We start from the raw sequence: 25,852 nt of genomic DNA, 5'->3' as shown, positions 1-25,852 counted from the left end.
TTAGCGCTCCAGCAGAATCCGCAACATGCGGCGCAGCGGCTCGGCGGCGCCCCACAGCAACTGATCGCCCACGGTGAATGCCCCCAGATATTGCGAGCCCATGTTCAGCTTGCGCAGACGACCGACCGGTACGCTCAGGGTGCCAGTCACGGCAGTCGGGCCAAGGTCGCGGATGGATTCTTCGCGGTGGTTCGGCACCAGTTTGACCCAGGGGTTGTGCTGGCTGATCAGGCCTTCGATGTCGGCCATCGGCACATCCTTGTTCAGCTTGATGGTCAGCGCCTGGCTGTGGCAACGCATCGCGCCGATACGCACGCAGATGCCATCGACCGGGATCGGGCTCTTGAAGCGACCGAGGATCTTGTTGGTTTCGGCCTGGGCTTTCCACTCCTCACGGCTCTGCCCGTTCGGCAGCTCCTTGTCGATGTACGGAATCAGGCTGCCGGCCAGCGGCATGCCGAAGTTGTCCACCGGGAAGGCTTCGCTGCGCATGGCGTCAGCGACCTTGCGGTCGATATCGAGGATGGCACTGGCCGGGTCGGCCAGTTCATCGGCGACGGCACCATTGATCGCGCCCATCTGCTTGATCAGCTCACGCATGTTCTGCGCGCCGGCACCGGAGGCCGCCTGGTAGGTCATGGCGCTCATCCATTCCACCAGACCGGCTTCGTACAGACCGCCGAGCGCCATCAGCATCAGGCTGACGGTGCAGTTACCGCCGATGTAGTTCTTGGTGCCGGCGTCCAGCGCCTGATCGATTACCTTGCGGTTGACCGGATCGAGCACGATTACCGAGCTATCATCCATGCGCAGCGACGAGGCAGCATCAATCCAGTAGCCCTGCCAGCCGGCTTCACGCAGCTTGGGGAAGACTTCGTTGGTGTAGTCGCCACCCTGACAGGTCAGGATCACGTCCAGGCCTTTCAGGTCTTCGATGCTGTAGGCGTCCTTCAGCGGAGCAATGTCCTTGCCAATGGCCGGGCCCTGGCCGCCGACATTGGAGGTGGTGAAGAACACCGGCTCGATCAGGTCGAAGTCCCGCTCTTCCAGCATGCGCTGCATGAGCACGGAACCGACCATGCCACGCCAACCGATCAGACCTACACGTTTCATAACGACTACACCTATATAAACAGCCCACCGGAACCACCCCGGCGGGGCTGGGAAGATTACAGACTACGCAGCGCTTCGACTACTGCATCACCCATCGCAGCGGTACCGACCCTGGTCTTGCCTTCGGACCAGATGTCACCGGTGCGCAGGCCCTGATCCAGCACCAGGCTCACAGCTTTCTCGATGGCATCGGCCGCGGCCACCTGGCCGAAGCTGTAACGCAGCATCATGGACACCGAGAGAATGGTGGCCAGCGGGTTGGCGATGCCCTTGCCGGCGATGTCCGGCGCAGAGCCATGGCACGGCTCGTACATGCCCTTGTTGTTGGCGTCCAAGGATGCCGATGGCAGCATGCCGATGGAACCGGTGAGCATCGAAGCTTCGTCAGACAAAATGTCACCAAACATGTTGTCGGTGACCATCACGTCGAATTGCTTGGGCGCGCGCACCAGTTGCATGGCAGCGTTGTCGACGTACATGTGGCTCAGTTCGACGTCCGGATAGTCCTTGGCCACCTCCTCGACCACGGCGCGCCACAGCTGGCTGGACGCCAGGACATTGGCCTTGTCCACCGAGCACAGCTTCTTGCCGCGCACGCGGGCCATGTCGAAGCCGACCTTGGCGATGCGGCGGATTTCGCTCTCGCTGTACGGCAGGGTGTCGTAGGCCATGCGCTCGCCGTTTTCCAGCACCTTGCTCTCGCGCGGCTGGCCGAAATAGATGCCGCCAGTCAGCTCACGGACGATAAGGATATCCAGGCCGGCGACCACTTCCGGCTTGAGGCTGGAGGCCTCGGCCAGTTGCGGATAGAGGATGGCCGGACGCAGGTTGCCGAACAGGCCCAGTTGCGAACGGATCTTCAGCAGGCCGCGCTCGGGACGGATGGCCGGATCGATGGCGTCCCACTTCGGCCCGCCAACGGCGCCGAGCAGCACGGCATCGGCGGCCTTGGCGCGTGCCAGGGTCTCGTCGGCCAGCGGCACGCCGTAACGGTCGATGGCGGCGCCGCCCAGGTCATCGAAACTCAGTTCGAAGCCCAGGGCGTACTTGTCGTTGGCCAGGTTCAGCACCTTGACCGCCTCGGCCATGATTTCCGGGCCGATGCCGTCGCCAGGAAGAACCAGAATCTGTTTGCTCATCTTTTTTCCTTGGAAAAGGCTACAGGCTGCAGGCCACAGGCTTCAGGCCGCAAGCAAAAAGCCTGCAGCCTGTAGCTTGCGGCCTGCAGCCGCTGTTATTTGATCGCGCCGAACAGCCAGGGGCTGTTCTGCTGGTGTTTGGCTTCAAAGGCCTTGATCGCGTCCTGATCCTGCAGGGTCAGGCCGATGTCGTCCAGACCGTTGAGCAGGCAGTGCTTGCGGAAGGCATCGACTTCGAAGCTGTACTGCACGCCATCGGGACGAGTCACGGTCTGCGCCTCGAGGTCGACGGTCAGCTGATAACCCTCGGTGGCCTCGGCCTGCTCGAACAGCGCATCGACCTCTTCATCCTTGAGGATGATCGGCAGCAGGCCGTTCTTGAAGCTGTTGTTGAAGAAGATGTCAGCGAAACTCGGTGCGATGACGGTGCGGAAGCCGTACTCGTCCAGCGCCCACGGCGCGTGTTCGCGCGAGGAACCGCAACCGAAGTTCTCGCGGGCCAGCAGCACACTGGCGCCCTGATAGCGCGGGAAGTTCAGCACGAAATCCTTGTTGATCGGGCGCTTGGAATTGTCCTGATTCGGCTGACCGACATCCAGGTAGCGCCACTCGTCGAACAGGTTGGGGCCGAAGCCGGTGCGCTTGATCGACTTCAGAAACTGCTTGGGAATGATCTGGTCGGTATCGACGTTGGCTCGATCGAGCGGGCAGACCAGGCCGGTGTGTTGGGTGAAGGCTTTCATCAGAACTCTCCTCAGGCCTGGATCAATTCGCGAACGTCGATGAAGCGGCCGGTCACCGCCGCAGCGGCAGCCATGGCCGGGCTCACCAGGTGGGTACGGCCACCGGCGCCCTGACGGCCTTCGAAGTTGCGGTTGGAGGTGGACGCGCAATGCTCGCCGCTGCCCAGCTTGTCCGGGTTCATCGCCAGACACATGGAGCAGCCCGGCTCACGCCATTCGAAACCGGCGTCGATGAAGATCTTGTCCAGCCCCTCGGCCTCCGCCTGCGCCTTGACCAGACCGGAGCCCGGCACCACCAGCGCCTGCTTGACGGTGCTGGCGACCTTGCGCCCCTTGGCCACCTCGGCGGCGGCGCGCAGGTCTTCGATACGCGAGTTGGTGCAGGAGCCGATAAAGACGCGATCCAAACGAATATCGGTGATCGGCTGGTTGGCGCTCAGGCCCATGTACTTGAGCGCACGGGTGATCGAGTCCTTCTTCACCGGGTCGGCCTCGGCAGCCGGGTCCGGTACGTTCTGGTCGACGGCCAGGACCATCTCCGGGGAGGTGCCCCAGCTGACCTGCGGCTTGATGTCTTCAGCCTTGAGCTCGACCACGGTATCGAACACCGCATCGGCGTCGGACACCAGGTTCTGCCACTGCGCCACGGCCTTGTCCCAGTCGCTGCCTTTCGGTGCGAACGGGCGATCCTTGACGTAGGCGATGGTCTTTTCGTCCACCGCCACCAGACCTACACGGGCACCAGCCTCGATGGACATGTTGCAGATGGTCATGCGCCCTTCCAGCGACAGATCGCGGATCGCGCTGCCGGCGAATTCCAGCGCATGGCCGTTGCCACCGGCAGTGCCGATCTTGCCGATCACCGCCAGCACGATGTCCTTGGCGGTTACGCCGAACGGCAATTTGCCTTCGACGCGTACCTGCATGTTCTTCATCTTCTTGGCCACCAGGCACTGGGTAGCGAGCACGTGCTCGACCTCGGAAGTGCCGATGCCGTGGGCCAACGCCCCGAAGGCGCCATGGGTGGAGGTGTGCGAGTCGCCGCAGACCACGGTCATGCCCGGCAGAGTGGCACCCTGCTCCGGCCCGACCACGTGAACGATGCCCTGACGCACATCGTTCATCTTGAATTCGAGGATGCCGAAGTCATCGCAGTTCTCGTCCAGGGTCCGTACCTGAATGCGCGAAACTTCGTCGGCGATGGCGTCGAGGCCGCCTTGGCGCTCGGCCTTGGTGGTCGGCACGTTGTGATCCGGCGTGGCGATGTTGGCGTCGATGCGCCACGGCTTGCGCCCGGCCAGGCGCAGGCCTTCGAATGCCTGGGGCGAGGTCACCTCGTGGAGGATGTGACGATCGATGTAGATCAACGAGGAACCGTCGTCACGACGTTTCACTTCGTGCATTTCCCAGAGCTTGTCGTAGAGCGTCTTGCCAGTCATCAGCCTTACCTCATCAGCGCCTTTCGGACACTTCCGGAGCTGCCTGCGTTGTCACCGCCAAGCGTCGGAAGTACCCATTTCTATGCCCGGGCAAATGGCCCTTCGGCTTATGGGGAGAATGCTATTGCCGGGCACGAAATAACTCAAATTCATATTTTTTATTCAAAGGATTCCGCATCGGAATGTATGCTCAGCTGATCTTCAACACCCGGAGCGCTCCATGGATCTGGCCAACCTCAACGCCTTCATCGCCATTGCCGAAACCGGCAGCTTTTCCGAAGCCGGGGAGCGCCTGCACCTGACCCAGCCGGCCGTGAGCAAGCGCATCGCCGGCCTGGAACAGCAACTGGGCGTCCGCCTGTTCGATCGCCTCGGTCGTGAGATCGGCCTGACTCAGGCTGGCCGCGCGTTGCTGCCACGCGCCTACCAGATCCTCAACGTACTGGACGATACGCGCCGCGCGCTGACCAACCTCTCAGGCGAGGTCAGCGGCCGCCTGACTCTTGCCACCAGCCACCATATCGGCCTGCACCGCCTCCCTGCCCTGCTGCGCGCCTTTACCCGCGCCCACCCGCAGGTGGCGCTGGATATCCAGTTCCTCGATTCGGAAGTGGCTTACGAAGAAGTTCTGCATGGTCGCGCCGAGCTGGCGGTGATTACTCTGGCCCCGGAAACCCGCGAGCCGATCCGTGCCGTGGCGGTGTGGGACGACCCGCTGGACTTCGTTGCCGCGCCGGAACATCCGCTGGCGCGCAGCCAGGTGATCAGCCTGGCCGATGTGGCGCAGCACCCGGCGGTGTTTCCCGGCGGCAACACCTTCACTCATCACATCGTGCAGCGCCTGTTCGAGGCGCAGGGCCTGACACCGAACATCGCCATGAGCACCAACTACCTGGAAACCATCAAGATGATGGTTTCCATCGGCCTGGCCTGGAGCGTATTGCCACGCACCATGCTCGACGAACAGGTTGCGCGCCTGCCGATACCCGGCATTCAGCTGACCCGCCAGCTAGGCTACATCCTGCATACCGAACGCACGCTGTCCAATGCGGCGCGGGCATTCATGGATCTGCTCGACAGCCAGCGCGACGACCTTGCATAGGTCGCCGGCATCAGACTAACGTGGCGACATAAGGATAAAAAAACTGTCTACATGCCATTAATGCCCGCCCCGCGCATAGCGCCCTCCGGAGAACGGTTCGGCCATGGCCAGATCGACTGACCAGACCCCGCCCCTGCCACATATCCCGGCGATGGACCCCGCCGAATTCGAGCAAACCTGGCAAGACGCACCGCGTTTGCTGGCTGCGTTGAACGGCGCGCATCTCGGCACCTGGTACTGGGACATTCGCAGCGGTCAGGTGAACTGGTCGCGCGGCGCCCAGGCCCTGTTCGGCCTCGATCCCAATCGCCCGGTATCGCGGGAACTGCATTACATCGAGCTGATCCCCGAAGAGGAGCGCGCCGAGGTCCTGGCGACATTCAACGCCATCCTCAAAGGCGAGCAGATCGCCAACGCCCTGCGCCACCGTATCCGCTGGCCGGATGGCAGCCTGCACTGGCTGGAGATCACCGGTAGCCTGCAGCGCGAGGCTGACGGCCGGCCACGGATGTTCGGCGTGATCCGCGACATCACTGCCCAGCAGGAACGTGCCGAGGCCCTGCGCGCCTCGGAGGAACGCTTCGCCAGCCTGTTCCGCCTGAGCCCGGATGTCATGATGCTGGTGCGCTACGACAACAGCGAGATCATCGAGGTCAACCAGCACTTCACTCATGCCTTTGGCTGGAAGGCCAGTGAAATCCTTGGTCGCCCTACCCATGAGCTGAACCTGTGGGTGCATGCCAGCCAACGTGAACAGGTGCGCCAAAAGGCACCGCTGAGCCGCGAACCGGTGATCGAGGAAGTCCAGCTACGCACCCGCGCCGGCGACATTCTCGACGGCGTGCTGTCGAGCCAGTACATCGAACTGCAGGGCGACCGCCTGTTGCTCTGTACCTTCCTCGATACCAGCGAACGCAAACGCGCGGAAAATGCATTGCGCGCCAGCGAGGAAAAATTCGCCAAGGCTTTCATGCACACGCCGGATGCGGTGGCCATCAGCGATCGCGAAACTGGTCGCTTCATCGAGGTCAACCCGAGCTTCGAACAGCAATTTGGCTGGAGCTCCGCCGAGGCCGTGGGCCGCACGTCCCTGGAGCTGGGCATCTGGGCTGACCCGGGTGACCGTCAGCGCATGCTCGAAGCTTTGCGCCGCGGCGGCCTGGACAACCTCGAGGTGCGCCTGTTCAGCCGTGATGGCAGCGTTACCAGCAACCTGCTGTTCGGCGGCGAAATCGAACTCAACGGCGCCACCTGCCTGGTGCTCACCGTGCGCAACATCACCGAACAGCGGGCTCAGGAACTGGCGCTCAACGAGAGCAAGCAGCGCCTGCGTCTCGCGCTGGAGTCCGCTGACCTCGGCACCTGGGACTGGCATATACCCAGCAGCCGGCTGATTGCCAGTGCGCGGGCCTCGCAACTACAGGGACTGGAGGCGGCAGCATTCGAAGGCGCCTTCCTCGACTTCTTCCGCCAGGTACCGATGGAGGATCGGCACAACCTGCGCCAGCGCTATCAGCAGATGGTCGAACAACGCCGCAGCCACTATCAGGTCACCTACCGCGTGCAACTGGAAAATGGCGGTCTGCGCTATCTCGAAAGCACCGCCAAGCTGCAACTCGATGATGGCGGCCGGCCGCTGCGGATGGTCGGCACGCTGGTCGACATCAGCGAGCGGGTCATGCGCGAGCAGCGGGTCAAGGCTTCGGAGGAGAAGTTCGCCAAGGCATTTCATTCCAGCCCGGATGCCATCACCATCACCGAACGCGACACGGCCCGTTACATCGAGGTCAACGAAGGCTTCACCCGCCTCACCGGCTACCTGCCAGACGAAGTGATCGGCCGCACGGCGTTCGAGATGAATATCTGGGCCTACCCCGAAGAACGCGCGCGCATGATCGAGCACCTGGGCCAGCAGGGCCAGGTGCTGCATATGGAGATGCACGGACTGCATCGAGACGGCGAGATTCGCCTGGTCGACGTCTCCGTACAACCCATCGAGCTCAATGGCGTGGCATGCCTGCTGCTGACCGCGCGCGACATCAGCGAGCTGAAGCAGGCCCAGGCGCAGGTTCAGCACCTGGCCTATCACGACGCGCTGACCAATCTGCCCAATCGCGCCCTGCTGATGGACCGTCTGACGCAGCAGATCGCCCTGCTCAAGCGCCATGACCTGCGCGGCGCCCTGCTGTTTCTCGATCTCGACCACTTCAAGCACATCAACGACTCGCTCGGCCATCCTGTCGGCGACTCCGTGCTGCGTCTGATCACCGCGCGCCTGGAGGCCAGCGTGCGCCTGGAGGACACCGTGGCGCGCCTGGGCGGCGACGAATTCGTGGTGCTGCTTTCGGGCCTGGAGGGCAAACGCTCGGAAGTCACCCGCCACGTCCGCCAGGTGGCCGACAAACTGCGCCAGCTGCTCGCCGAACCGATGCTGCTCGACGGCCATCGCCTACAGGTGACACCCAGCATCGGCGTCGCCCTGATTCCCGACCACGGCAACACCCCGGCAGATCTGCTCAAGCGCGCCGATATCGCCCTCTACCGCGCCAAGGACTCCGGCCGCAACGCCATCCAGCTGTTTCGTACCACCATGCAGGACGCCGCCAGCGCCCGCCTGCGCCTGGAGAATGATCTGCGCCTGGCCCTGGCGCGCGGCGAATTCGAACTGCATTTCCAGCCCCAGGTCGACGCGCGTGACGGCAAGGTGGTCGGCGCGGAAGCGCTGCTGCGCTGGCAGCACCCGCAACTGGGGCCACAGTCACCGGCGCAGTTCATTCAGGTGCTGGAAGAAAGCGGGCTGATCGTCGAAGTCGGTGGCTGGGTGCTGGCCGAAGCCTGCCATTTCTGCTCCCGGTTGCTGGCTGACGGCCTGGTCGATGGCGAGCGCTTCAGCCTGTGCGTCAACATCAGCCCCCGGCAGTTCCGCCAGCACGACTTCGTCGAGCGGGTTGCCAGCAGCCTGCGCGACAGCCAGTTGCCCAACGCCACCCTCAAATTGGAGATCACCGAAGGCATCGTCATTCAGAACATCGACGACACCGTGGGCAAAATGCTGCGCCTGAAGAAACACGGCGTCAGCTTCGCCATGGACGATTTCGGCACCGGCTACAGCTCGCTGACTTATCTCAAGCGCCTGCCGGTGGACATGCTGAAGATCGACCAGTCGTTCGTACGCGACGCGACCAACGACCCCAACGATGCCGAGATCATCCGCGCCATCGTCGCCATGGCGCGCAGCCTGGGTCTGGCGCTGATCGCCGAAGGCGTCGAGCAGCAGGACCAACTGGAGTTCCTGCAGTCGCAGGGCTGCCATCTCTACCAGGGCTACCTGTTCAGCAAGCCGCTGGCGCAGGAAGCCTTTCGAGCGCTACTGAACTTACAGCACGGCTGAAACCAAGCCGAACGAAAAAGGCGCCCCGTGGGGCGCCTTTTTCATCCGCATCGACTCAGCTTTCCAGCGCAGGACGCTGACTGCCGATAGGGATGCGCTTGGCCTTGGCCTCTTCCGGCACGATGCGCTCCAGTTCGACATGGAGCAGACCGTTGACCAGATTGGCGCCCTTGACCTCGATATGGTCGGCCAGGCGGAAGGACAGCTTGAACGCGCGCTGGGCGATACCCTGATGCAGGTAGCTGATGCTCTCGGCGCTGCGATCGCGCTTGTTGCCGACCACGGTCAGTACGCCGCGCTCGACCTGCAACTCCAGGTCGTCTTCCTCGAAGCCGGCAGCCGCGACCACGATGCGGTAATGGTCCTCGCCGTGCTTCTCGACGTTATAGGGCGGGTAGGAACTGCCGGCGTCATTGCTGCGCAGGGCAGATTCGAAAAGATCGTTGAAACGGTCGAAACCGACGGACTGGCGGAACAGAGGGGCCAGAGACAGTACGTTGCTCATGAGTATTCTCCTGAAAATTTCAGCAAGGTTCATATCGCGGAACCCGACTTCGGCATCCCGCAGTCACTTATCTAGGGTCGGTCAGAAGAATTTCAAGGCTGCCAAAAGGTACGCTCATCCCCCTCTTCGCGCAGGGCTCAGGGCCAACGGCTTCGCCCCGAGGCGGGGCTCCTACATCAATGGCGCAGACATTGCCCACAGCCTGTAGGAGCGGCGCCCCGCCGCGAATCATTCAACAGAACGCCTTCAAAGCCAAAGCTCGGCCCCGAAACAAGACGCCTAGATAGATGGGGCAAGCAATTGATCGATACGCTCGCAATCCTGCTCGCGGCGCACCTCGGCGAACAGCGCGACAGCTTCCGGGTAGGTACGCGTAAGCATCGCCAGCCACTGCTTCAGGCGCCCCGGCGCGTAGCGCGGCGCCAGCTTGCGCCGTGCCTGCTGCCAGAAATCGAGCAGCAGCGGCTGTAGTTCGGCCCAGCTCATCTCCTCGGGCGCCTCACCCGCCCTGACCGCCGCGATCTGTCGCGCCAGGCCGGGGCGCGATACCAGACCGCGGCCCAACATGATGTCATCCACGCCACTGATTTCACGGCAGCGGCGCCAATCATCCAGCGTCCACACCTCGCCATTGGCGAACACCGGCACGTCGACCACCTCCTGCACCCGCGCCACCCACTCCCAGTGCGCCGGTGGCTTGTAGCCTTCGACCTTGGTGCGCGCATGTACGACGATCTGGCTTGCACCGCCTTCGGCAAGTGCCCGCGCGCAGTCCAGCGCGCCCTCCTTGCCCTCGAACCCCAGGCGCATCTTCGCCGTCACCGGAATCTCGGCCGGCACCGTGCGCCGCACCTCACGGACGATGGAGTGCAACAACTCGGGCTCCTTGAGCAACACCGCGCCGCCGCGCGACTTGTTCACCGTCTTGGCCGGGCAACCGAAATTGAGATCGATCACCGGCGCGCCGAGCGTGCAGGCGAACGCAGCGTTGTCGGCCAGGCACTGCGGGTCGGAGCCGAGAAACTGCACGCGCATCGGCGTGCCGGCGCGAGTGCACGAGCCGTTGAACAGCTCGGGCGCCAGCTTGTGGTAGGTGGCCGCGGGCAACAGTCGCTCGCTCACCCGAATGAACTCGGTCACGCACCAGTCGATGCCACCGATACGGGTCAGCACGTCGCGCAGGATCTCGTCGACCAGCCCCTCCATGGGTGCCAGAGCGATTTGCATGAGGTAGTCCGGAAAAATGGGGGCGCACAGTTTAAGGGGTCGCGAGCAAGGCGCAAGATGGGCCACACTGGCACGTCAGCAAACAGGGAGCTCGCTATGCGTCATCTCGCGTTGATCGTTGCGGTTACATGGTGGTTGAGCGCACAGGCCGAAGACGCTCTGCCACAGGGTATCGAACAAATGCCGGCGGCCCCGGTCGCCGACGCACCGGCGCGCCTGATCTTCAGCCGCGACAGCAACTCGCCGAACGCCTGCGACGTGGAGCTTTACGTCAACCAGTTGGTGGTGGCGAAGCTTGGCCCGGGTGAGCGCACCAGCCTGGACCTGCCCAGCGGCGAAGTGAGCGTCGCTACCGCCCTGTCACCGGACGGCTATTGCGGCGGCCGCGGGCCGGAAGTTGCACAGTCGGTGCTGTTGCGCCCAGGAGAAACCCGTCAGTTCGCGGTGATGGTCGAGCCGCACCAGGTGTTTCTCGCGCCGCTGATCGACTGAGGACTCTATAGCTCCAGCGGATAAGGCTGCATCAAGGCCTTGCCATATCCGTCGACGAATTCCGCCGGCATGCGCTTGGGGCGCCCGCTGGAAAGCTCGATGCAGACGAACGTGGTCTTGGCCCTCAGCAGCGTCAGCCCATCCTCGGGGCGCACCAGCTGGAAACGACGATCCATCTTCAGCCGCTGATCGGACTCGATGATCCAGGTCCCCATCTGCAGTTGCTGCCCTTCATAGGCGCTGGCTAGGTAATCGATCTCGTGGCGCACCACGGCCATGGCCCGATCCAGGCGGCGATACTTGGTCAGATCCAGCCCCAGAAACTGCGAATGGCGCCATGCGCAGCGCTCCAGCCAGCTGACGTACACTGCATTGTTGGCGTGGCCGAGACCGTCGATATCCTCTGCCGTCACTTCGAGATCGATGACAAAGGGGCTGGGCAACTCCCAGTTCATGGCGGTACCTCCAGGTTTGCAGCCGGCACAAGGGCTCGCGCCAAGCTGAGTGATCCAGTTCAAGAGCATGGCCGCCAGCATCTTCGACAACCGCCCGGTCAGGGGCCGCATGATACGCCGACCAGTCACTCGATGTAGCGTCGAGCTTTCATCGTTTCAACGCGGCGCGCCATAATGCGCCACTCGCCCCGAGCCCGAGAACGAGCAATTGCCTGCATTCCTGCGCCTGTTGATCCTTCTGCTGCTGCCAACACTGACGTGGGCGCAAAGCCTGCCGTTGCCAAGCGGCCAGACGCAGGTGCTGCCCGGCCCCTACATGGAAGTCTGGGAAGACCCGAGCGGCCAGGCCGAATTTTCGGAGGTCCGCGCCCTACCCGACTCCGCCTGGCAAGCCATAAACCGGCGAGATGCCAGCTTCGGCTACGGCGGCAGCACCTACTGGCTGCGTCTGGATGTTCACAACCCTCACCATCGCGCGCCTGGCTGGATGCTGGTAATCGGCAACCCGTTGTTGGACCAGCTTGACGCTTACGGCCTGGACGGCACGCGCGTCTACCGGGCGGGAGACCAGCGCCCCTTCAACTGGCGCTGGATCGAACACCGGCAACTGGTGCTTCCACTGAACCTCGAGGCAGGCGAGCAACTGCGAATCTGGCTGCGCATGCAGACGGCAGGCTCGGCCAACCTCAGCGCCACAGTGATGACACACGACACCTTCGACCATGAGGAACAACGCAGCCTTTTGCTGCAGGGGTTGTTCTTCGGCGCCCTGATCGCGATGCTGATCTACAACCTGAGCATCTATTGCATCACACGTGACCGAAACTACCTCTGGTACAGCCTGTTCGTCGCCAGTTTCACGCTCTATCAGTTCATCCAGCTCGGCTTCGCCCTGCAGTGGCTGTGGCCCAATGCCCTGACCTGGCACCAAATGAGTTTCCCGTTCAGTTCAGCGCTGGCCACGCTGTTCGGCATTCACTTCACGTATGGCGTGCTGGAGCTGGACAAGGCGGCGAGTCCTTACCGTTGGGTCGCCCGTGTCTTGCAGGGATGTTCCTGGCTGGTCATGGGCATGGCGCTCATCGGCCCCTATACACCTGCGCTGATTGGCAGCTTCGTACTGGTGATAGCCTGCGCCGTGGCCGCCTTCGTCATCACTCTGCTGCGCTGGCGTGATGGCTACGCAGCCGCACGCCTGTTCGCGCTGGGCTGGTTCGTGCTGATCACCGCCAGCCTGGCCAGCATTCTGACCGGCACCGGCCTGCTGCCTTACTCCTTGTTGTCCCTTCACGCGCAGCAGGTAGGCGGCCTCATAGAGATGACGGTCTTCTCCATCGCCCTTGCCGCTCGCATCCGCCATGCACAGGAAGCCGAGCACCAGGCCCAAGCCAAGCTGATCGAGCAGGAGCGACGGCTGCGCAACGAGCAGGCCAAGCATCTGCAATTGCAAACGCAAATAAGCGAAAGCCTGGAGCAGCGCGTACAGGAACGCACCGCGACCCTGCAGGACACCCTGCAGCAACTGTCCAACGCCAACCTGCGCCTGGCGGAGCTGAATCGCCGCGATGGCCTCACCGGCCTGTTCAATCGTCAAACGCTGAGCGAGGAACTGGCGCGCGCCTGCGCCCGTGGCGAGCGTAGCCGACAGCCATTGGCGATCCTGATGATGGACCTGGATCATTTCAAGCAGGTCAATGACCGCTATGGCCACCTGGCCGGCGACGCCTGCCTGCGCCATGCGGCCCAGCGCATCCAGCAACGCCTGCGCAGCAGCGACCTGCTGGCACGCTTCGGCGGCGAGGAGTTCGTCGCCCTGCTCGACAGCACCGATCTCACCGGTGCGCTCGACCTCGCCGAACAGTTGCGCGAAGACCTGTCCCGAAATCCCTGCCACTACCAGCAGCAATCGATAGCGCTGAGCCTGAGCATCGGGCTGCACGCCGGCGTACCGCATGATCCGGGCTGCGGTGAGCACTGGCTGGAGCTGGCCGACCGCGCCCTGTATCGCGCCAAGGCAGGCGGCCGCAACCAGGTCGTGAGCTACGAAGCCAACGCCCTGGACGGCGCCTGACGCACCTCACCGAGCAGCCCCAACACCGCCTGCAGAAGCAGCGGATCGCCCAGCACCCGCTGATGCCCGCCGGCCGGCAAACGCAGCAACTGGCTGTCGAACCAGGCGGCGTGAATCAGCTCAGCTTCGCTCACGGGCACCACCTGATCATCCTCGGCATGTACCACCAGGCCCGGCAGCTCCAATTGATAGCGCTGCACGTCGAGATGCGCCGCCGGAATGCCGGCAGTCCTCTCCACCTGGCGCACGAAGTGCGAACGCGCCACCGCCGGCAGCCCCATGAAACGGGCGAAGCCACGCAGCACGGTAAGTATCCGGCTTGGCGCGGAGATGCTCACCAGCGCCTCGGTACGTAGCCCCATCTGCGTTGCCAACAGCGCGCTGGCCCCGCCCATGGAATGCCCGATCACGGCCTTGAGCGGCGGCAGCTCGCTAGCGGCCTCGAGCAGGGCTCGTGCAAACAGCACCACATTGGCCTCACGCCCAGGGGAACGCCCGTGCGCCGGGGCATCCAGCGCAACAACGCCATAACCGGCATCCACCAGGCTGCCGATCAATGCAGCGAATTGAGTGGGCCGCCCCTCCCAGCCATGCATCAGCAAGACCGTTGGCCCACTGCCCCAGCGCAAGGCAGACAACCCAAAACGCAAGGTGATGCGCTCGGAGCTGACCAGCAGCGGCAGCTCCCAGTCCCGCGGAGGTAGGTTGCGCGGCGTCATGAAACGCTCGCGCAGACGGCTGGCGACCATTTGCGGAACTACTCTGCCCAGGGTTGCATTGACGCCACGTACCCATGTCATCTGGTTCATCATCTTCTCCTTGGAGCCTGATTCACACCATTGCCGACTTGGCAGCACGCAACACACGATCGGACAGCTCGCCGGGGCCCAGCGCCCGGGCCAGAGCCAGACCACCCACCATCAGCGCCAGGTCGGCCAGCGCTGCATTCGCCTCCTCTGGCGCACTGCTCATCTGCGCCACCATCAATTCAATGTGCTCGGCCAGGGCCTGACGAAAGCCGTCCGGCATACGTGCGATTTCCGCCAGCGAACTGGGTAGCGGGCAACAGGCTTCAGGCGTGTCGCGGTGCCGACGCGACAGATAGAAGGCTGCCATCAGGGCCCTGCGCTCCACACCGGCGAGTTTCGGATCGACCGCGGCCACCCCCTCGCGCCGCACGCTGAGCAACTGGCGAAAGGCCTCGAGCATCAGGGCATCCTTGCTGGGGAAATGGGCGTAGAAACCACCCACCGTCAACCCTGCAGCGGCCATCACCTCCGCAACCGCGGGATCGCTGGGGCCACGCTCTGCAAGCACGCGCTGCGCAGCAGCGAGAATGCGTTTACGGGTTTCACTCTTGCCGTCGCTCATGGCCAACCCTCTTCATATGATGGGCACAATATTACGACCATCATATTAATTTGCAAGTTACTGCAGCGACCGTTGGTCCGCTGGTAATGCGACGGCGCACAGAGCCGAGACAGACAATGCAGAAACAAAAAGGGGCCGCCTCTGAAGAGGCAGCCCCTGGGTTCCGCAAATGCGGCAAGAAAATTGGCGTCCCCTAGGGGACTCGAACCCCTGTTACCGCCGTGAAAGGGCGGTGTCCTAGGCCACTAGACGAAGGGGACGAAACCTTCGAACGACAAGGCCAGCACTAGGCTGGCCTTGAGCGTGATTGGTGGAGCTAAACGGGATCGAACCGTTGACCTCTTGCATGCCATGCAAGCGCTCTCCCAGCTGAGCTATAGCCCCGAAACCTTGCGGTCGGCTCGCAGCGCTTGCGCGTTGCGACTGGAAAGTGGCGTCCCCTAGGGGACTCGAACCCCTGTTACCGCCGTGAAAGGGCGGTGTCCTAGGCCACTAGACGAAGGGGACAGAACCTTCGAAGAACAAGGCCAGCTTCGCGCTGGCCTTGTCAGTGTTTGGTGGAGCTAAACGGGATCGAACCGTTGACCTCTTGCATGCCATGCAAGCGCTCTCCCAGCTGAGCTATAGCCCCGAAACCTTTCGGCCTGGCTGCAACGCCTGCGCGCTGCGGCTGGAATAAGTGGCGTCCCCTAGGGGACTCGAACCCCTGTTACCGCCGTGAAAGGGCGGTGTCCTAGGCCACTAGACGAAGGGGACGCAAAACCCCTGATCGCGAATCGGTCAGACCGATTCTGGCACTCCCGAAGGAGTCGTGATTGGTGGAGCTAAACGGGATCGAACCGTTGACCTCTTGCATGCCATGCAAGCGCTCTCCCAGCTGAGCTATAGCCCCATCTCGAGGACGGGGCGCATGTTAAGAGCGCCCTGAGTGGCTGTCAACAACATTTTTCCTGCCAGCCAAAAGTTTTTGCCACTAGAACAATTACTTAGAGCCTCCGCTCATGGAGAGTGAGCCGTAACCGTGGGAGGCGCTTCAGCGGCGACAAAATCCAATCATCGCGGCTAAAGCCCCTCCCACGGCTGCGCGCCTCAACTTAGCCGATGCTCGCCAGCAGCTTCTCCCACTCCTTGGCTTCCTTCTTCGAGGTGCCGCCGAGCAGCTCCAGCGCCTGGCGTAGGCGGAAGCGGGTCAGATCCGGGCCGAGGATTTCCATGGCATCGAGTACCGACACCGAGCTGGCCTGGCCGGTGATGGCGGCGAACATCAGCGGCATGGCATCACGCAGCTTCAGCTCCAGATGTTCGACCACAGCCTGGATGCAGCCGGTGATGCGTTCCTTTTCCCACTGACGCAGCGCTTCGAGCTTCCACAGGATCAACTGCATCAGCTGGCGTACCTGGTCAGGCGAGAGCTTCTTGTGCTCGAACAGCTTGGCGTCCAGGTTCAGCGCGCCGGAGAAGAAGAAGCCAGCCAGCGGAGCGATCTGGCTGAAGGTTTCCACCCTGCCCTGCACGTGCGGCGCGATCTTCATCAGGTACTCGGGGTTGAGCGCCCATTTCTGCACTTCGGCGGCAAAGGTTTCCACCGGCAGCTCGCGCAGCCATTGACCGTTCAGCCAGGAGAGCTTTTCCAGATCGAAGATCGGCCCGCCCAGCGATACGCGGTTGATGTCGAAGTGTTCGATCATCTCGGCCAGCGAGAACTTCTCGCGCTCGTCCGGCATCGACCAGCCCATGCGCCCCAGGTAGTTGAGCATGGCCTGCGGCAGGTAGCCCATGCGCTCGTAGAAGGTGATGCTGGTGGGGTTCTTGCGCTTGGACAGCTTGCTCTTGTCCGGGTTACGCAGCAGCGGCATGTAGCACAGCGCCGGCTGCTCCCAGCCGAAGTACTCGTAAAGCTTGATCAGCTTGGGCGCAGACGGCAGCCATTCCTCGCCACGCAACACATGGGTGATGCCCATCAGGTGGTCGTCGACCACGTTGGCCAGGAAGTAGGTGGGCAGGCCGTCGGCCTTCATCAGCACCTGCATGTCCATGCGATCCCAGGGGATCTCGACATCGCCACGCAGCATGTCCGGCACCACGCAGACGCCTTCGCTCGGCACCTTCATGCGTACCACGTGCGATTCACCCGCGGCGATGCGGCGCTGCGCCTCGGCCGGGTCCAGGTGCATGCAGTGACCGTCGTAGCGCGGGGTTTCCTTGTTGGCCATCTGCTGCGCGCGCACTTCATCGAGGCGCTCGGCGGAACAGAAGCACGGGAAGGCATGACCCTTGGCGACCAGTTCGTCCGAATACTGCTTGTAGATCTCGCCCCGCTCGCTCTGCCGGTACGGGCCATGCGGGCCGCCTACGTCCGGGCCCTCGTCCCACTCGATACCCAGCCAGCGCAGGGCGTCGAAGATCTGCTGTTCGGACTCGCGGGTCGAACGCAGCTGGTCGGTGTCTTCGATACGCAGGATGAACTGACCGCCGTGCTGGCGAGCGAAGCACAGGTTGAACAGTGCGATGTAGGCGGTGCCGACATGGGGATCGCCGGTCGGCGATGGCGCGATACGGGTACGGACGGTGGTCATGAATGCTCTCGGAAGGAAGACACGAGGTGTTGAATCAAGCAGACGATGTTAGCAGGCCGACGGCCCCGGGCTCCAGCAGCCCACCACGAGTGATCGGCAAGCTGGCGATGAGGAAGTCGAGGAAGGTCTTGACCTTCATCGCCTGGAAGCGCCGCGACGGATAGATGGCATAGACCTCGCCTACCGGCAGACGCGCTTCGGGCAGCAGCTCGATCAGGCGCCCGCTGCGCACCGCCTCCTCGCTGATCATCACCGGCAACCCCGAAATCCCGGCGCCCGCCAGGGTCGCCTCGCGGGCGAAGGTGATGTTGTTGCAGGTCATCACCCGCTGACACGGCAGGTTTTCATCCAGCAGCGGCCAATAACGCGGCGCATCGTGCTGCAACAGAATCGCCCGATGCCCCTCCAGCTCGGCGACGCTGCGCGGCGTACCGTGCGCGGCCAGGTAGGCCGGGCTCGCGCACAGGCGCCGGCCGCTCTCGAACAGCTTGCGTGCGATCAGCGTCGAGTCCTGCGGTTGGCCGACCTGAATGGCGATATCCACGCCCTCCTCCAACGGATCGACCAAGCGCGAGGTCAGCTCCACTTCGGCATTGATCTGGGGGTATTGGCGCATGAACTCGCCCAACACACGCCCGAGAAACAGCTGGCCGAACTCGATGGGCGAGGTGATGCGCAGCAACCCCGACGGCTCGCGCTGCAGCTGCATCACCGCCTGCTCGGCCTCGGCGAAGTCGAGCATGATCTGCCGGCAACGCTCGTAATAGGCCTGCCCCACCTCGGTCAGACGCAACTTGCGCGTGGTGCGATTGAGCAGACGGACACCGAGACGCTCCTCGAGCAAGGCGATACGCCGGCTGACCGTGGACTTCTGCATCCCCAGGCTGGTCGCCGCCTGGGTGAAGCTGTGGCATTCCACCACGCGGGTAAAGATCAGTGCGTCATCCAGCCCCATGATTGTTCCTCATACGCAACAAAGCATGCCAGGCCCGCAGTCTACTGGCACAAAGGGAACACTGTTAAATTTACTTACATTTCTTTGTCGCATCCTGAGCCTCAAGCATGCCCGCCAAACTGCAACGCCGCCTTCTCGTTTTCGCAATCCTTCTGGCCCTTATCGTCGGCGCCCTGCTCGCTCAATGGCTGCTGGTTGGCCGCTATCACGAGAGCACCGACAACGCCTACGTACAGGGCGAGATCACCCGCGTCTCCAGCCAGTTGAATGCGCGCATCGAAAAGGTGCTGGTGCGCGACAATCAGCACGTGGAAGCCGGTCAGTTGCTGGTCAAGCTGGAAGACGCGGATTTCCGTCTGGCGCGCCAGCGCGCCCTTGCCGCTCTGGAAACCCACCAGGCCGAGCGCGCCCAGGCGCAGAGCAAGCTCGACCAGCAGGCCAGCCTGATTGCCGCCAGCCAGGCCGACGTCGCCGCCAGTCAGGCCACGCTGGAACGCGCCAAGCTCGATCTTGGCCGTGCCCAGACCCTGCGCAAGCCGGGTTATGTCTCCGAAGAACGCGTTACCACCCTGGCCGCCGACAACCGCGTGGCCCGCTCGCAAGTGGCCAAGGCCCAGGCCGACCTGCAGGCGCAGCGTCAACAGGTCGCCAGCCTGGAAGCCGAGCTCAAACGCCTGGACGCGCTCATTCTCTCCGCCCAAGCCGACCTGGAGCAGGCCGATCTCAATCTTTCCCGCACGCAGATCCACGCGCCTATCAGCGGCATGGTCGGCCAGCGCTCGGCCCGTGAAGGCCAGGTGGTGCAAAGTGGCGCCTACCTGCTGTCGCTGGTGCCGGACCAGGACATCTGGATCCAGGCCAACTTCAAGGAAACCCAGATCGGCCGCATGCGCCCCGGGCAGACGGCCGAACTGCTGTTCGACACTTATCCCGACACGCCCATCGAAGGCCGCATCGACAGCCTGTTCGCCGCCTCCGGCGCGCAGTTCAGCCTGCTGCCGCCGGACAACGCTACCGGCAACTTCACCAAGGTGGTGCAGCGCATCCCGGTCAAACTGACCTTCGCCGCAGACAACCCGCTGCGCGGGCTGATCCGCCCCGGCATGTCGGTGGAAGTGACCGTGGATCTGCGTAGCGACGACAGCCATGGCGGGTGATGCGCTGATCCGCCCCACGGCGGAGCCCAGCCGGCGCGACTGGATCGCGGTGATGAGCACCATGCTCGGTGCCTTCATGGCGGTACTGGATATCCAGATCACCAACTCGTCGCTCAAGGACATCCAGGGCGCGCTGTCCGCCACGCTGGAGGAAGGTTCGTGGATCTCCACCTCCTACCTGGTGGCCGAGATCATCATGATCCCGCTGACCGCCTGGCTGGTGCAGTTGCTCTCGGCGCGACGCCTGGCAGTGTGGGTTTCGGTAGGTTTTCTGATTGCCTCGCTGCTGTGCTCGATGGCTTGGAGCCTCGAGAGCATGATCGTGTTCCGCGCCCTGCAGGGCTTCACCGGTGGCGCGCTGATCCCCCTGGCGTTCACCATGACGCTGATCAAGCTGCCCGAGCATCATCGCGCAAAGGGCATGGCTTTGTTCGCCATCACCGCCACCTTCGCGCCCTCCATCGGCCCCACACTCGGCGGCTGGCTGACCGAGAACTGGGGCTGGGAATACATCTTCTACATCAACGTGCCGCCCGGCCTGATCATGATCGCCGGCCTGCTCTACGGCCTGGAAAAGAAGGCGCCGCACTGGGAGCTGCTGAAGACCACCGACTACGCCGGCATCGTCACCCTGGGCATGGGCCTGGGCTGCCTGCAGGTATTTCTCGAAGAAGGCCACCGCAAGGACTGGCTGGAGTCGCAACTGATCGTCGGCCTGGGCAGCGTGGCACTGGTCAGCCTGATCCTGTTCGTCATCCTGCAGCTGTCACGCCCCAACCCACTGATCAACCTTGGCGTCCTGCGCGAGCGCAACTTCGGCCTGGCCAGCATTTCCAGCCTGGGGCTCGGTGTGGGGCTGTATGGCTCGATCTACGTGCTGCCGCTGTATCTCGCGCAGATCCAGGGTTACAACGCCATGCAGATCGGCGAAGTGATCATGTGGATGGGCGTGCCGCAGCTGTTTTTGATCCCGCTGGTGCCCAAACTGATGAAGGTCATCTCGCCGAAATGGTTGTGCGCGCTGGGCTTCGCCCTGTTCGGTGCGGCGAGCTTCTTTTCCGGCGTGCTCAACCCTGACTTCGCGGGGGAACAGTTCCATCACATCCAGATCATTCGCGCGCTTGGCCAACCCCTGATCATGGTCACCGTTTCATTGATCGCCACCGCTTACATCATGCCGCAGGATGCCGGCTCCGCGTCCAGTCTGTTCAACATCCTGCGCAACCTCGGCGGCGCCATCGGCATCGCCTTGCTGGCCACGCTGCTCGATGCCCGCGCCAAGCTCTATTTCGACTATCTGCGCGAGTCCATCGTGCCAACCAACCCACAGGTGGAGGAGCGCCTGCACCTGCTGACGCAGACATTGGGCAGCGAGCAGGCGGCCTTGGCCAGGCTCAGCCAGATCGTCCATGAGCAGGCAACCATCATGGCCTACAACGATGCCTTCCATTTCATCGGCATCGCCCTGGGTGTGAGCATGCTGGCGATCCTGCTGACGCGGAAGCTGCCACAGAACATGGCAGGCGGTGGCGCAGGGCATTAACGTCAATAGCAAAAGCTTCGCCCCGAGGCGGGGCTCCTACACAAACACCGTAGACACCGCCCCCACTGTAGGAGCGGCGCCCCGCCGCGAATCGCCCGACAAACACCGCAAAAGCAAAAGCTTCGCCCCGAGGCGGGGCTCCTACGCAAATACCGCAGGCACCGCCCCCCCCCCCGCTGTAGGAGCGGCGCCCCGCCGCGAATCGCCCGACAAACACCGCAAAAGCAAAAGCTTCGCCCCGAGGCGGGGGCTCCTACACAGACGCCGCAGGCACCGTCCCCCGCTGTAGGAGCGGCGCCCCGCCGCGAATCGCTCGACAAAACACCGCAAAAGCAAAAGCTTCGCCCCGAGGCGGGGCTCCTACGCAAACTCCGCAGGCACCGCCCCCACTGTAGGAGCAGCGCCCCGCCGCGAATCGCCCGACAAAACATCGCAAAAGCAAAAGCTTCGCCCCGATTCGGGGCTCCTACACAGACGCCGCAGACACCGCCAGATCTGTGGGAGGGGCTTCAGCCGCGACCGCCGCCGCTACGGCTGCATGGAGGCAGAAGGCCAGAGTCGAAAGCGCCTCCCACGACATCACGCGCACTGAAGCCTCACACCTGCAACAACCGATCCCTGAGCTTCTGGATCTCGTCACGCAGCTGCGCCGCGGCCTCGAACTCCAGGTCGCGCGCCAGGGCATACATCTTCTCTTCCAACTGACGAATGCGCTTGGTGATTTCGCTCGGCGAGCGCAGTTCGTTCTCGTAACGGGCGCTCTCCTCCGCCGCCTTGGCCATACCCTTGCGCTTGTTGCTGCGCGCGCCCGGCACCACGGCGCCTTCGAGGATGTCCTTGATGTCCTTCTGTACGCCCTTGGGTACGATGCCATTGGCCTCGTTGAACGCAATCTGCTTCTCGCGTCGACGCTCGGTCTCGCCAATGGCGCGCTGCATCGAGCCGGTCATGTTGTCGGCGTAAAGAATCGCCCGGCCGTTAAGGTTACGCGCCGCGCGGCCGATGGTCTGGATCAGCGAACGCTCGCTGCGCAGAAAGCCCTCCTTGTCCGCATCGAGTATCGCCACCAGCGACACCTCGGGCATATCCAGGCCCTCGCGCAACAGGTTGATGCCCACCAGTACATCGAAGGTGCCCAGGCGCAGATCGCGGATGATCTCCACCCGCTCCACGGTATCGATATCCGAGTGCAGGTAGCGCACCTTGACGTCGTGATCGCCGAGATAATCGGTCAGGTCCTCGGCCATGCGCTTGGTCAGCGTAGTGACCAGCACACGCTCGCCCGCCGCGACACACAAACGAATCTCCGACAACAGATCGTCGACCTGGGTGCGCGCCGGGCGCACCTCCACTTCGGGGTCGACCAGGCCTGTGGGCCGCACCACCTGCTCGATCACCCGCCCGGCATGCTCGGCCTCGTAAGGTCCCGGCGTAGCGGAAACGAAGATGGTCTGCGGGCAGGCCGACTCCCACTCCTCGAAACGCATCGGCCGGTTATCCAGTGCCGAAGGCAGGCGAAAGCCATATTCGACCAGCGTCTCCTTGCGCGAGCGGTCGCCCTTGTACATCGCGCCGACCTGCGGCACCGAGACGTGGGACTCGTCGATCACCAGCAGCGCCTCGTCCGGCAGGTAGTCGTACAGCGTCGGTGGCGGTGCGCCCGCCGGACGGCCGGAGAGGTAACGTGAGTAGTTCTCGATGCCGTTGCAGTAGCCCAGTTCGAGGATCATCTCCAGATCGAAGCGCGTGCGCTGCTCCAGGCGCTGCGCCTCCACCAGCTTGTTGGCACCACGCAAGTATTCCAGACGCTGCTGCAACTCGGCCTTGATGTGTTCCACCGCCTCGAGCAGGGTTTCGCGCGGAGTGACGTAGTGACTCTTGGGATAGAAGGTGAAACGCGGCAGCTTCTGGATCACCTCGCCGGTCAGCGGATCGAAAGCGCTGATGCTTTCCACCTCGTCATCGAACAGCTCGACACGAATGGCTTCGAGGTCGGATTCGGCCGGGAAGATGTCGATCACATCGCCGCGCACGCGGAAAGTGGCACGAGCGAAATCCATGTCGTTGCGCGTGTACTGCAGCTCGGCAAGCCGGCGCAGCAGCGCGCGCTGATCCATCTTGTCGCCACGGTCGAGGTGCAGCACCATTTTCAGGTACTCCTCGGGGCTGCCCAGGCCGTAGATCGACGACACGGTACAGACCACGATGACGTCCTTGCGCTCGATCAGCGCCTTGGTCGCCGACAGGCGCATCTGCTCGATATGGTCGTTGATCGAGGCGTCCTTCTCGATGAAGGTATCCGACGACGGCACATAGGCTTCCGGCTGGTAGTAATCGTAATAGGAAACGAAATACTCCACCGCGTTGTTCGGAAAGAACGCCTTGAACTCGCCATACAGCTGCGCGGCCAGGGTCTTGTTCGGCGCCAGCACCAAAGTCGGGCGCTGCACCTTGGCAATCACGTTGGCCACGGAAAAGGTCTTGCCCGAGCCGGTCACGCCCAGCAGGGTCTGGTGCGAAAGCCCGGCCTCCAGCCCCTCGACCATCTGCCGGATTGCCTCGGGCTGATCGCCGGCAGGTTTGAAGCGGGTCTCCAACTGAAACTCGGACATGCAGTACCTCGACGAATGACTGTGACGCTTCTTTTCGGACTGCGTCAAAAGCCATGAATTGCGGGGCGATTGGCCGATAGGTCCAAGTAGAGTCGAATTACCTGGCAAAAGGCCTTAATTCAGGGCTTTGCGCTGTCGCCCCCTGGATTCAGGGTCGTTATACTAACGCCCCGTTTACGCGCCCCCTAGCGCTTTTGTCGGGGACGCCTGGCCTCCCACCCCTCACTCGAGTTGCCGCACCCATCATGAGTCTCTTCTCTGCCGTCGAAATGGCTCCGCGCGATCCCATCCTGGGCCTCAACGAAGCATTCAACGCGGACACCCGCAACACCAAGGTCAACCTTGGCGTGGGCGTCTACTACAACGAGGAGGGGCGAATTCCGCTGCTGCGCGCCGTCGCAGAAGCCGAAAAGGCACGTATCGAGGCGCACGCACCGCGTGGTTACCTGCCGATCGAAGGCATCGCCGCCTATGACAAGGCCGTACAGGAACTGCTGTTCGGCAAGGGCGCAGCGCTGATCGAAGCCGGCCGCGTGATCACCACCCAGGCCCTGGGCGGTACCGGCGCATTGAAAATCGGCGCCGACTTCCTCAAGCGCCTGCTGCCGGACGCCACCGTGGCCATCAGCGACCCGAGCTGGGAAAACCACCGCGCCCTGTTCGAATCCGCCGGCTTCCCGGTGCAGAACTACCGCTACTACGATCCGTTCAGCAACGGCGTGAACCGCGGCGGCATGCTCGAAGACCTGCGCAACCTGCCGGCTCGTTCCATCGTCGTGCTGCACGCCTGCTGCCACAACCCGACCGGCGTCGACCTGCAGCTGGAAGACTGGAAAGCCGTGCTGGAAGTACTGCGCGAGCGCGAGCACGTGCCCTTCCTCGACATCGCCTATCAGGGTTTCGGTGATGGCATTGACCAGGACGCCGAAGCCGTGCGCCTGTTCGCGGAATCGGGCCTGGAGTTCTTCGTCTCCAGCTCCTTCTCCAAGTCGTTCTCGCTGTATGGCGAACGCGTGGGCGCGCTGTCCCTGGTCACCAGCAGCCGCGAAGAGTCGACTCGTGTACTCTCGCAGCTCAAGCGCGTGATCCGCACCAACTACTCCAACCCGCCGACCCACGGCGCCACCGTGGTCGCCAGCGTGCTCAACAGCCCCGAGCTGCGTGCCATGTGGGAAGCCGAACTGGGCGAAATGCGCGACCGTATTCGCAGCATGCGTCTGGCCATGGTCGAACAACTGGCCGCCCTGGGCGCCAAGCGCGACTTCGGCTTCGTCGCGCAGCAGCGTGGCATGTTTTCCTACTCCGGCCTCACCGTGGAGCAAGTGGAACGCCTCAAGGAAGAGTTCGGCATCTACGCCGTCGGCACCGGCCGCATCTGCGTCGCCGCGCTGAACAAAGGCAACCTGGACAGCGTCACCCGCGCGATTCACGCGGTGCTGTAAGCCAGAGTAACAACCAAAGAACGCCGGCCCATGTGCCGGCGTTTTTGCATGCACCGCAAATCAGCGTAGGAGCGGCGCCCCGCCGCGAATCGTTCGACGGTGAGCAGCAACAGCCAAAGCTTCGCCCCGGGGCGGGGCTCCTACACAGACACCGCGGGCACCGCCAGGCCTGTAGGAGCGGCTTCAGCCGCGATCCACCACTTACCGTCGCGGCTAAAGCCCCTCCCACGCGCCAACACCAATCCCGCCGAATTCTCCCCGCCAGAGGTCGCCACAAAGTGTTGACTTCCCCTTTTTAATCAGTAACATACGCACCGTTGTTCCGCGATAGCTCAGTCGGTAGAGCAAATGACTGTTAATCATTGGGTCCCTGGTTCGAGTCCAGGTCGCGGAGCCAAATTCAAAAACCCAGCCTAACCGCTGGGTTTTTTATTGTCTGCAGGACTCTCACCAGGGACCATGCCCGCGAGACCATTTACCGCCCCTGTAGGAGCGGCGCCCCGCCGCGAATCGTTCGCC

The 25,852-nt window shown here is 63.2% G+C and carries 19 protein-coding genes and 7 tRNA genes; 8 read left to right on the top strand and 18 right to left on the bottom strand.

Translation table 11 applies throughout. The annotated features are described in order from the left end of the window. The 4 genes from asd to leuC form a co-directional block, all read right to left on the bottom strand. Nucleotides 1-1,113 (bottom strand): aspartate-semialdehyde dehydrogenase, encoded by a 1,113-nt coding sequence (gene asd / locus DXK50_RS11175; protein WP_161865314.1) that lies wholly within the window; start codon nt 1,111-1,113, stop codon nt 1-3. Nucleotides 1,114-1,169: 56 nt separating this feature from the next. Next, complete coding sequence (gene leuB, locus DXK50_RS11170; RefSeq protein ID WP_212630345.1) at nt 1,170-2,252, bottom strand: 3-isopropylmalate dehydrogenase; 1,083 nt, start codon at nt 2,250-2,252, stop codon at nt 1,170-1,172. Between the two features lie 95 nt (nt 2,253-2,347). Beyond that, nucleotides 2,348-2,995, bottom strand: coding sequence for a 3-isopropylmalate dehydratase small subunit (gene leuD / locus DXK50_RS11165; RefSeq protein WP_161865316.1), 648 nt, complete (start codon nt 2,993-2,995; stop codon nt 2,348-2,350). A gap of 11 nt (nt 2,996-3,006) precedes the next feature. Further along, the gene (gene leuC, locus DXK50_RS11160; RefSeq protein WP_212630344.1) at nt 3,007-4,434 is read right to left on the bottom strand and encodes a 3-isopropylmalate dehydratase large subunit; all 1,428 of its coding nucleotides are present in this window, start codon (nt 4,432-4,434) and stop codon (nt 3,007-3,009) included. Between the two features lie 220 nt (nt 4,435-4,654). Here leuC and DXK50_RS11155 point away from each other — a divergent pair, with 220 nt between their 5' ends. After that, nucleotides 4,655-5,536: a LysR family transcriptional regulator gene (locus tag DXK50_RS11155; protein WP_013715120.1), complete on the top strand. Its 882-nt coding sequence runs from the start codon at nt 4,655-4,657 to the stop codon at nt 5,534-5,536. 103 nt (nt 5,537-5,639) lie between these two features. Further along, nucleotides 5,640-8,927 carry a sensor domain-containing protein gene (locus tag DXK50_RS11150; RefSeq protein ID WP_212630343.1) on the top strand — a complete coding sequence of 1,096 codons (3,288 nt, stop codon included), beginning with the start codon at nt 5,640-5,642 and terminating at the stop codon, nt 8,925-8,927. 55 nt (nt 8,928-8,982) lie between these two features. Here DXK50_RS11150 and DXK50_RS11145 read toward each other — a convergent pair whose 3' ends face one another. Together DXK50_RS11145 and DXK50_RS11140 are read right to left on the bottom strand one after the other, a co-directional pair. Continuing rightward, the gene (locus DXK50_RS11145; protein WP_161865319.1) at nt 8,983-9,432 is read right to left on the bottom strand and encodes an Hsp20 family protein; all 450 of its coding nucleotides are present in this window, start codon (nt 9,430-9,432) and stop codon (nt 8,983-8,985) included. 279 nt (nt 9,433-9,711) lie between these two features. Continuing rightward, nucleotides 9,712-10,659: a tRNA dihydrouridine synthase gene (locus DXK50_RS11140; protein ID WP_212630342.1), complete on the bottom strand. Its 948-nt coding sequence runs from the start codon at nt 10,657-10,659 to the stop codon at nt 9,712-9,714. Between the two features lie 96 nt (nt 10,660-10,755). Between DXK50_RS11140 and DXK50_RS11135 the strand changes: the two genes are divergently transcribed. After that, nucleotides 10,756-11,151, top strand: coding sequence for a hypothetical protein (locus tag DXK50_RS11135; RefSeq protein WP_212630341.1), 396 nt, complete (start codon nt 10,756-10,758; stop codon nt 11,149-11,151). Nucleotides 11,152-11,156: 5 nt separating this feature from the next. On the opposite strand, the gene DXK50_RS11130 is transcribed toward DXK50_RS11135, so the two are convergent. Next, nucleotides 11,157-11,606: an acyl-CoA thioesterase gene (locus DXK50_RS11130; protein WP_212630340.1), complete on the bottom strand. Its 450-nt coding sequence runs from the start codon at nt 11,604-11,606 to the stop codon at nt 11,157-11,159. Nucleotides 11,607-11,814: 208 nt separating this feature from the next. Between DXK50_RS11130 and DXK50_RS11125 the strand changes: the two genes are divergently transcribed. Next, nucleotides 11,815-13,677, top strand: a complete 1,863-nt coding sequence (locus tag DXK50_RS11125; protein WP_212630339.1) for a sensor domain-containing diguanylate cyclase — start codon at nt 11,815-11,817, stop codon at nt 13,675-13,677. Here the strand turns inward: DXK50_RS11125 and DXK50_RS11120 are convergent. From DXK50_RS11120 to DXK50_RS11075, 10 genes are all read right to left on the bottom strand, one after another. Continuing rightward, nucleotides 13,647-14,486, bottom strand: a complete 840-nt coding sequence (locus tag DXK50_RS11120) for an alpha/beta hydrolase (protein ID WP_212630338.1) — start codon at nt 14,484-14,486, stop codon at nt 13,647-13,649. The genes DXK50_RS11125 and DXK50_RS11120 overlap by 31 nt on opposite strands. Nucleotides 14,487-14,508: 22 nt before the next feature. Then, entirely contained in the window at nt 14,509-15,048 is a 540-nt protein-coding gene (locus DXK50_RS11115; RefSeq protein ID WP_212630337.1) for a TetR/AcrR family transcriptional regulator, read from the bottom strand. Nucleotides 15,049-15,232: 184 nt separating this feature from the next. Beyond that, nucleotides 15,233-15,308: transfer RNA gene (locus tag DXK50_RS11110), tRNA-Glu, on the bottom strand. 48 nt (nt 15,309-15,356) lie between these two features. Further along, a tRNA-Ala gene (locus DXK50_RS11105) sits at nt 15,357-15,432 on the bottom strand. Nucleotides 15,433-15,479: 47 nt separating this feature from the next. Further along, nucleotides 15,480-15,555, bottom strand: a tRNA-Glu gene (locus DXK50_RS11100). A gap of 48 nt (nt 15,556-15,603) precedes the next feature. After that, a tRNA-Ala gene (locus DXK50_RS11095) sits at nt 15,604-15,679 on the bottom strand. Nucleotides 15,680-15,728: 49 nt separating this feature from the next. Beyond that, a tRNA-Glu gene (locus DXK50_RS11090) sits at nt 15,729-15,804 on the bottom strand. 60 nt (nt 15,805-15,864) lie between these two features. Further along, nucleotides 15,865-15,940 (bottom strand) — tRNA-Ala (locus DXK50_RS11085). Between the two features lie 202 nt (nt 15,941-16,142). Then, entirely contained in the window at nt 16,143-17,624 is a 1,482-nt protein-coding gene (gene gltX, locus DXK50_RS11080) for a glutamate--tRNA ligase (RefSeq protein ID WP_212630336.1), read from the bottom strand. 34 nt (nt 17,625-17,658) lie between these two features. Further along, nucleotides 17,659-18,579 (bottom strand): LysR family transcriptional regulator, encoded by a 921-nt coding sequence (locus DXK50_RS11075; RefSeq protein ID WP_161865327.1) that lies wholly within the window; start codon nt 18,577-18,579, stop codon nt 17,659-17,661. Nucleotides 18,580-18,686: 107 nt separating this feature from the next. Here DXK50_RS11075 and DXK50_RS11070 point away from each other — a divergent pair, with 107 nt between their 5' ends. Together DXK50_RS11070 and DXK50_RS11065 are read left to right on the top strand one after the other, a co-directional pair. Next, entirely contained in the window at nt 18,687-19,736 is a 1,050-nt protein-coding gene (locus DXK50_RS11070; protein ID WP_212630335.1) for an HlyD family secretion protein, read from the top strand. Further along, nucleotides 19,726-21,279: an MDR family MFS transporter gene (locus DXK50_RS11065; protein WP_249186770.1), complete on the top strand. Its 1,554-nt coding sequence runs from the start codon at nt 19,726-19,728 to the stop codon at nt 21,277-21,279. The genes DXK50_RS11070 and DXK50_RS11065 overlap by 11 nt, the downstream gene beginning before the upstream one ends. 596 nt (nt 21,280-21,875) lie before the next feature. Here DXK50_RS11065 and uvrB read toward each other — a convergent pair. Further along, the gene (gene uvrB, locus DXK50_RS11060; RefSeq protein ID WP_212630334.1) at nt 21,876-23,891 is read right to left on the bottom strand and encodes an excinuclease ABC subunit UvrB; all 2,016 of its coding nucleotides are present in this window, start codon (nt 23,889-23,891) and stop codon (nt 21,876-21,878) included. Between the two features lie 245 nt (nt 23,892-24,136). Here uvrB and DXK50_RS11055 point away from each other — a divergent pair, with 245 nt between their 5' ends. Both DXK50_RS11055 and DXK50_RS11050 read left to right on the top strand, forming a co-directional pair. Then, nucleotides 24,137-25,333, top strand: coding sequence for an amino acid aminotransferase (locus DXK50_RS11055; RefSeq protein WP_212630333.1), 1,197 nt, complete (start codon nt 24,137-24,139; stop codon nt 25,331-25,333). Nucleotides 25,334-25,654: 321 nt separating this feature from the next. Continuing rightward, nucleotides 25,655-25,730 (top strand) — tRNA-Asn (locus tag DXK50_RS11050). Nucleotides 25,731-25,852 lie beyond the last annotated feature (122 nt).

Source organism: Pseudomonas sp. KB-10 (assembly GCF_018221585.1).
GTDB lineage: Bacteria > Pseudomonadota > Gammaproteobacteria > Pseudomonadales > Pseudomonadaceae > Aquipseudomonas > Aquipseudomonas yangonensis.
The sequence above is the reverse complement of the archived record's forward strand: the minus strand, read 5'-3'. Positions and strand labels throughout refer to the sequence as shown.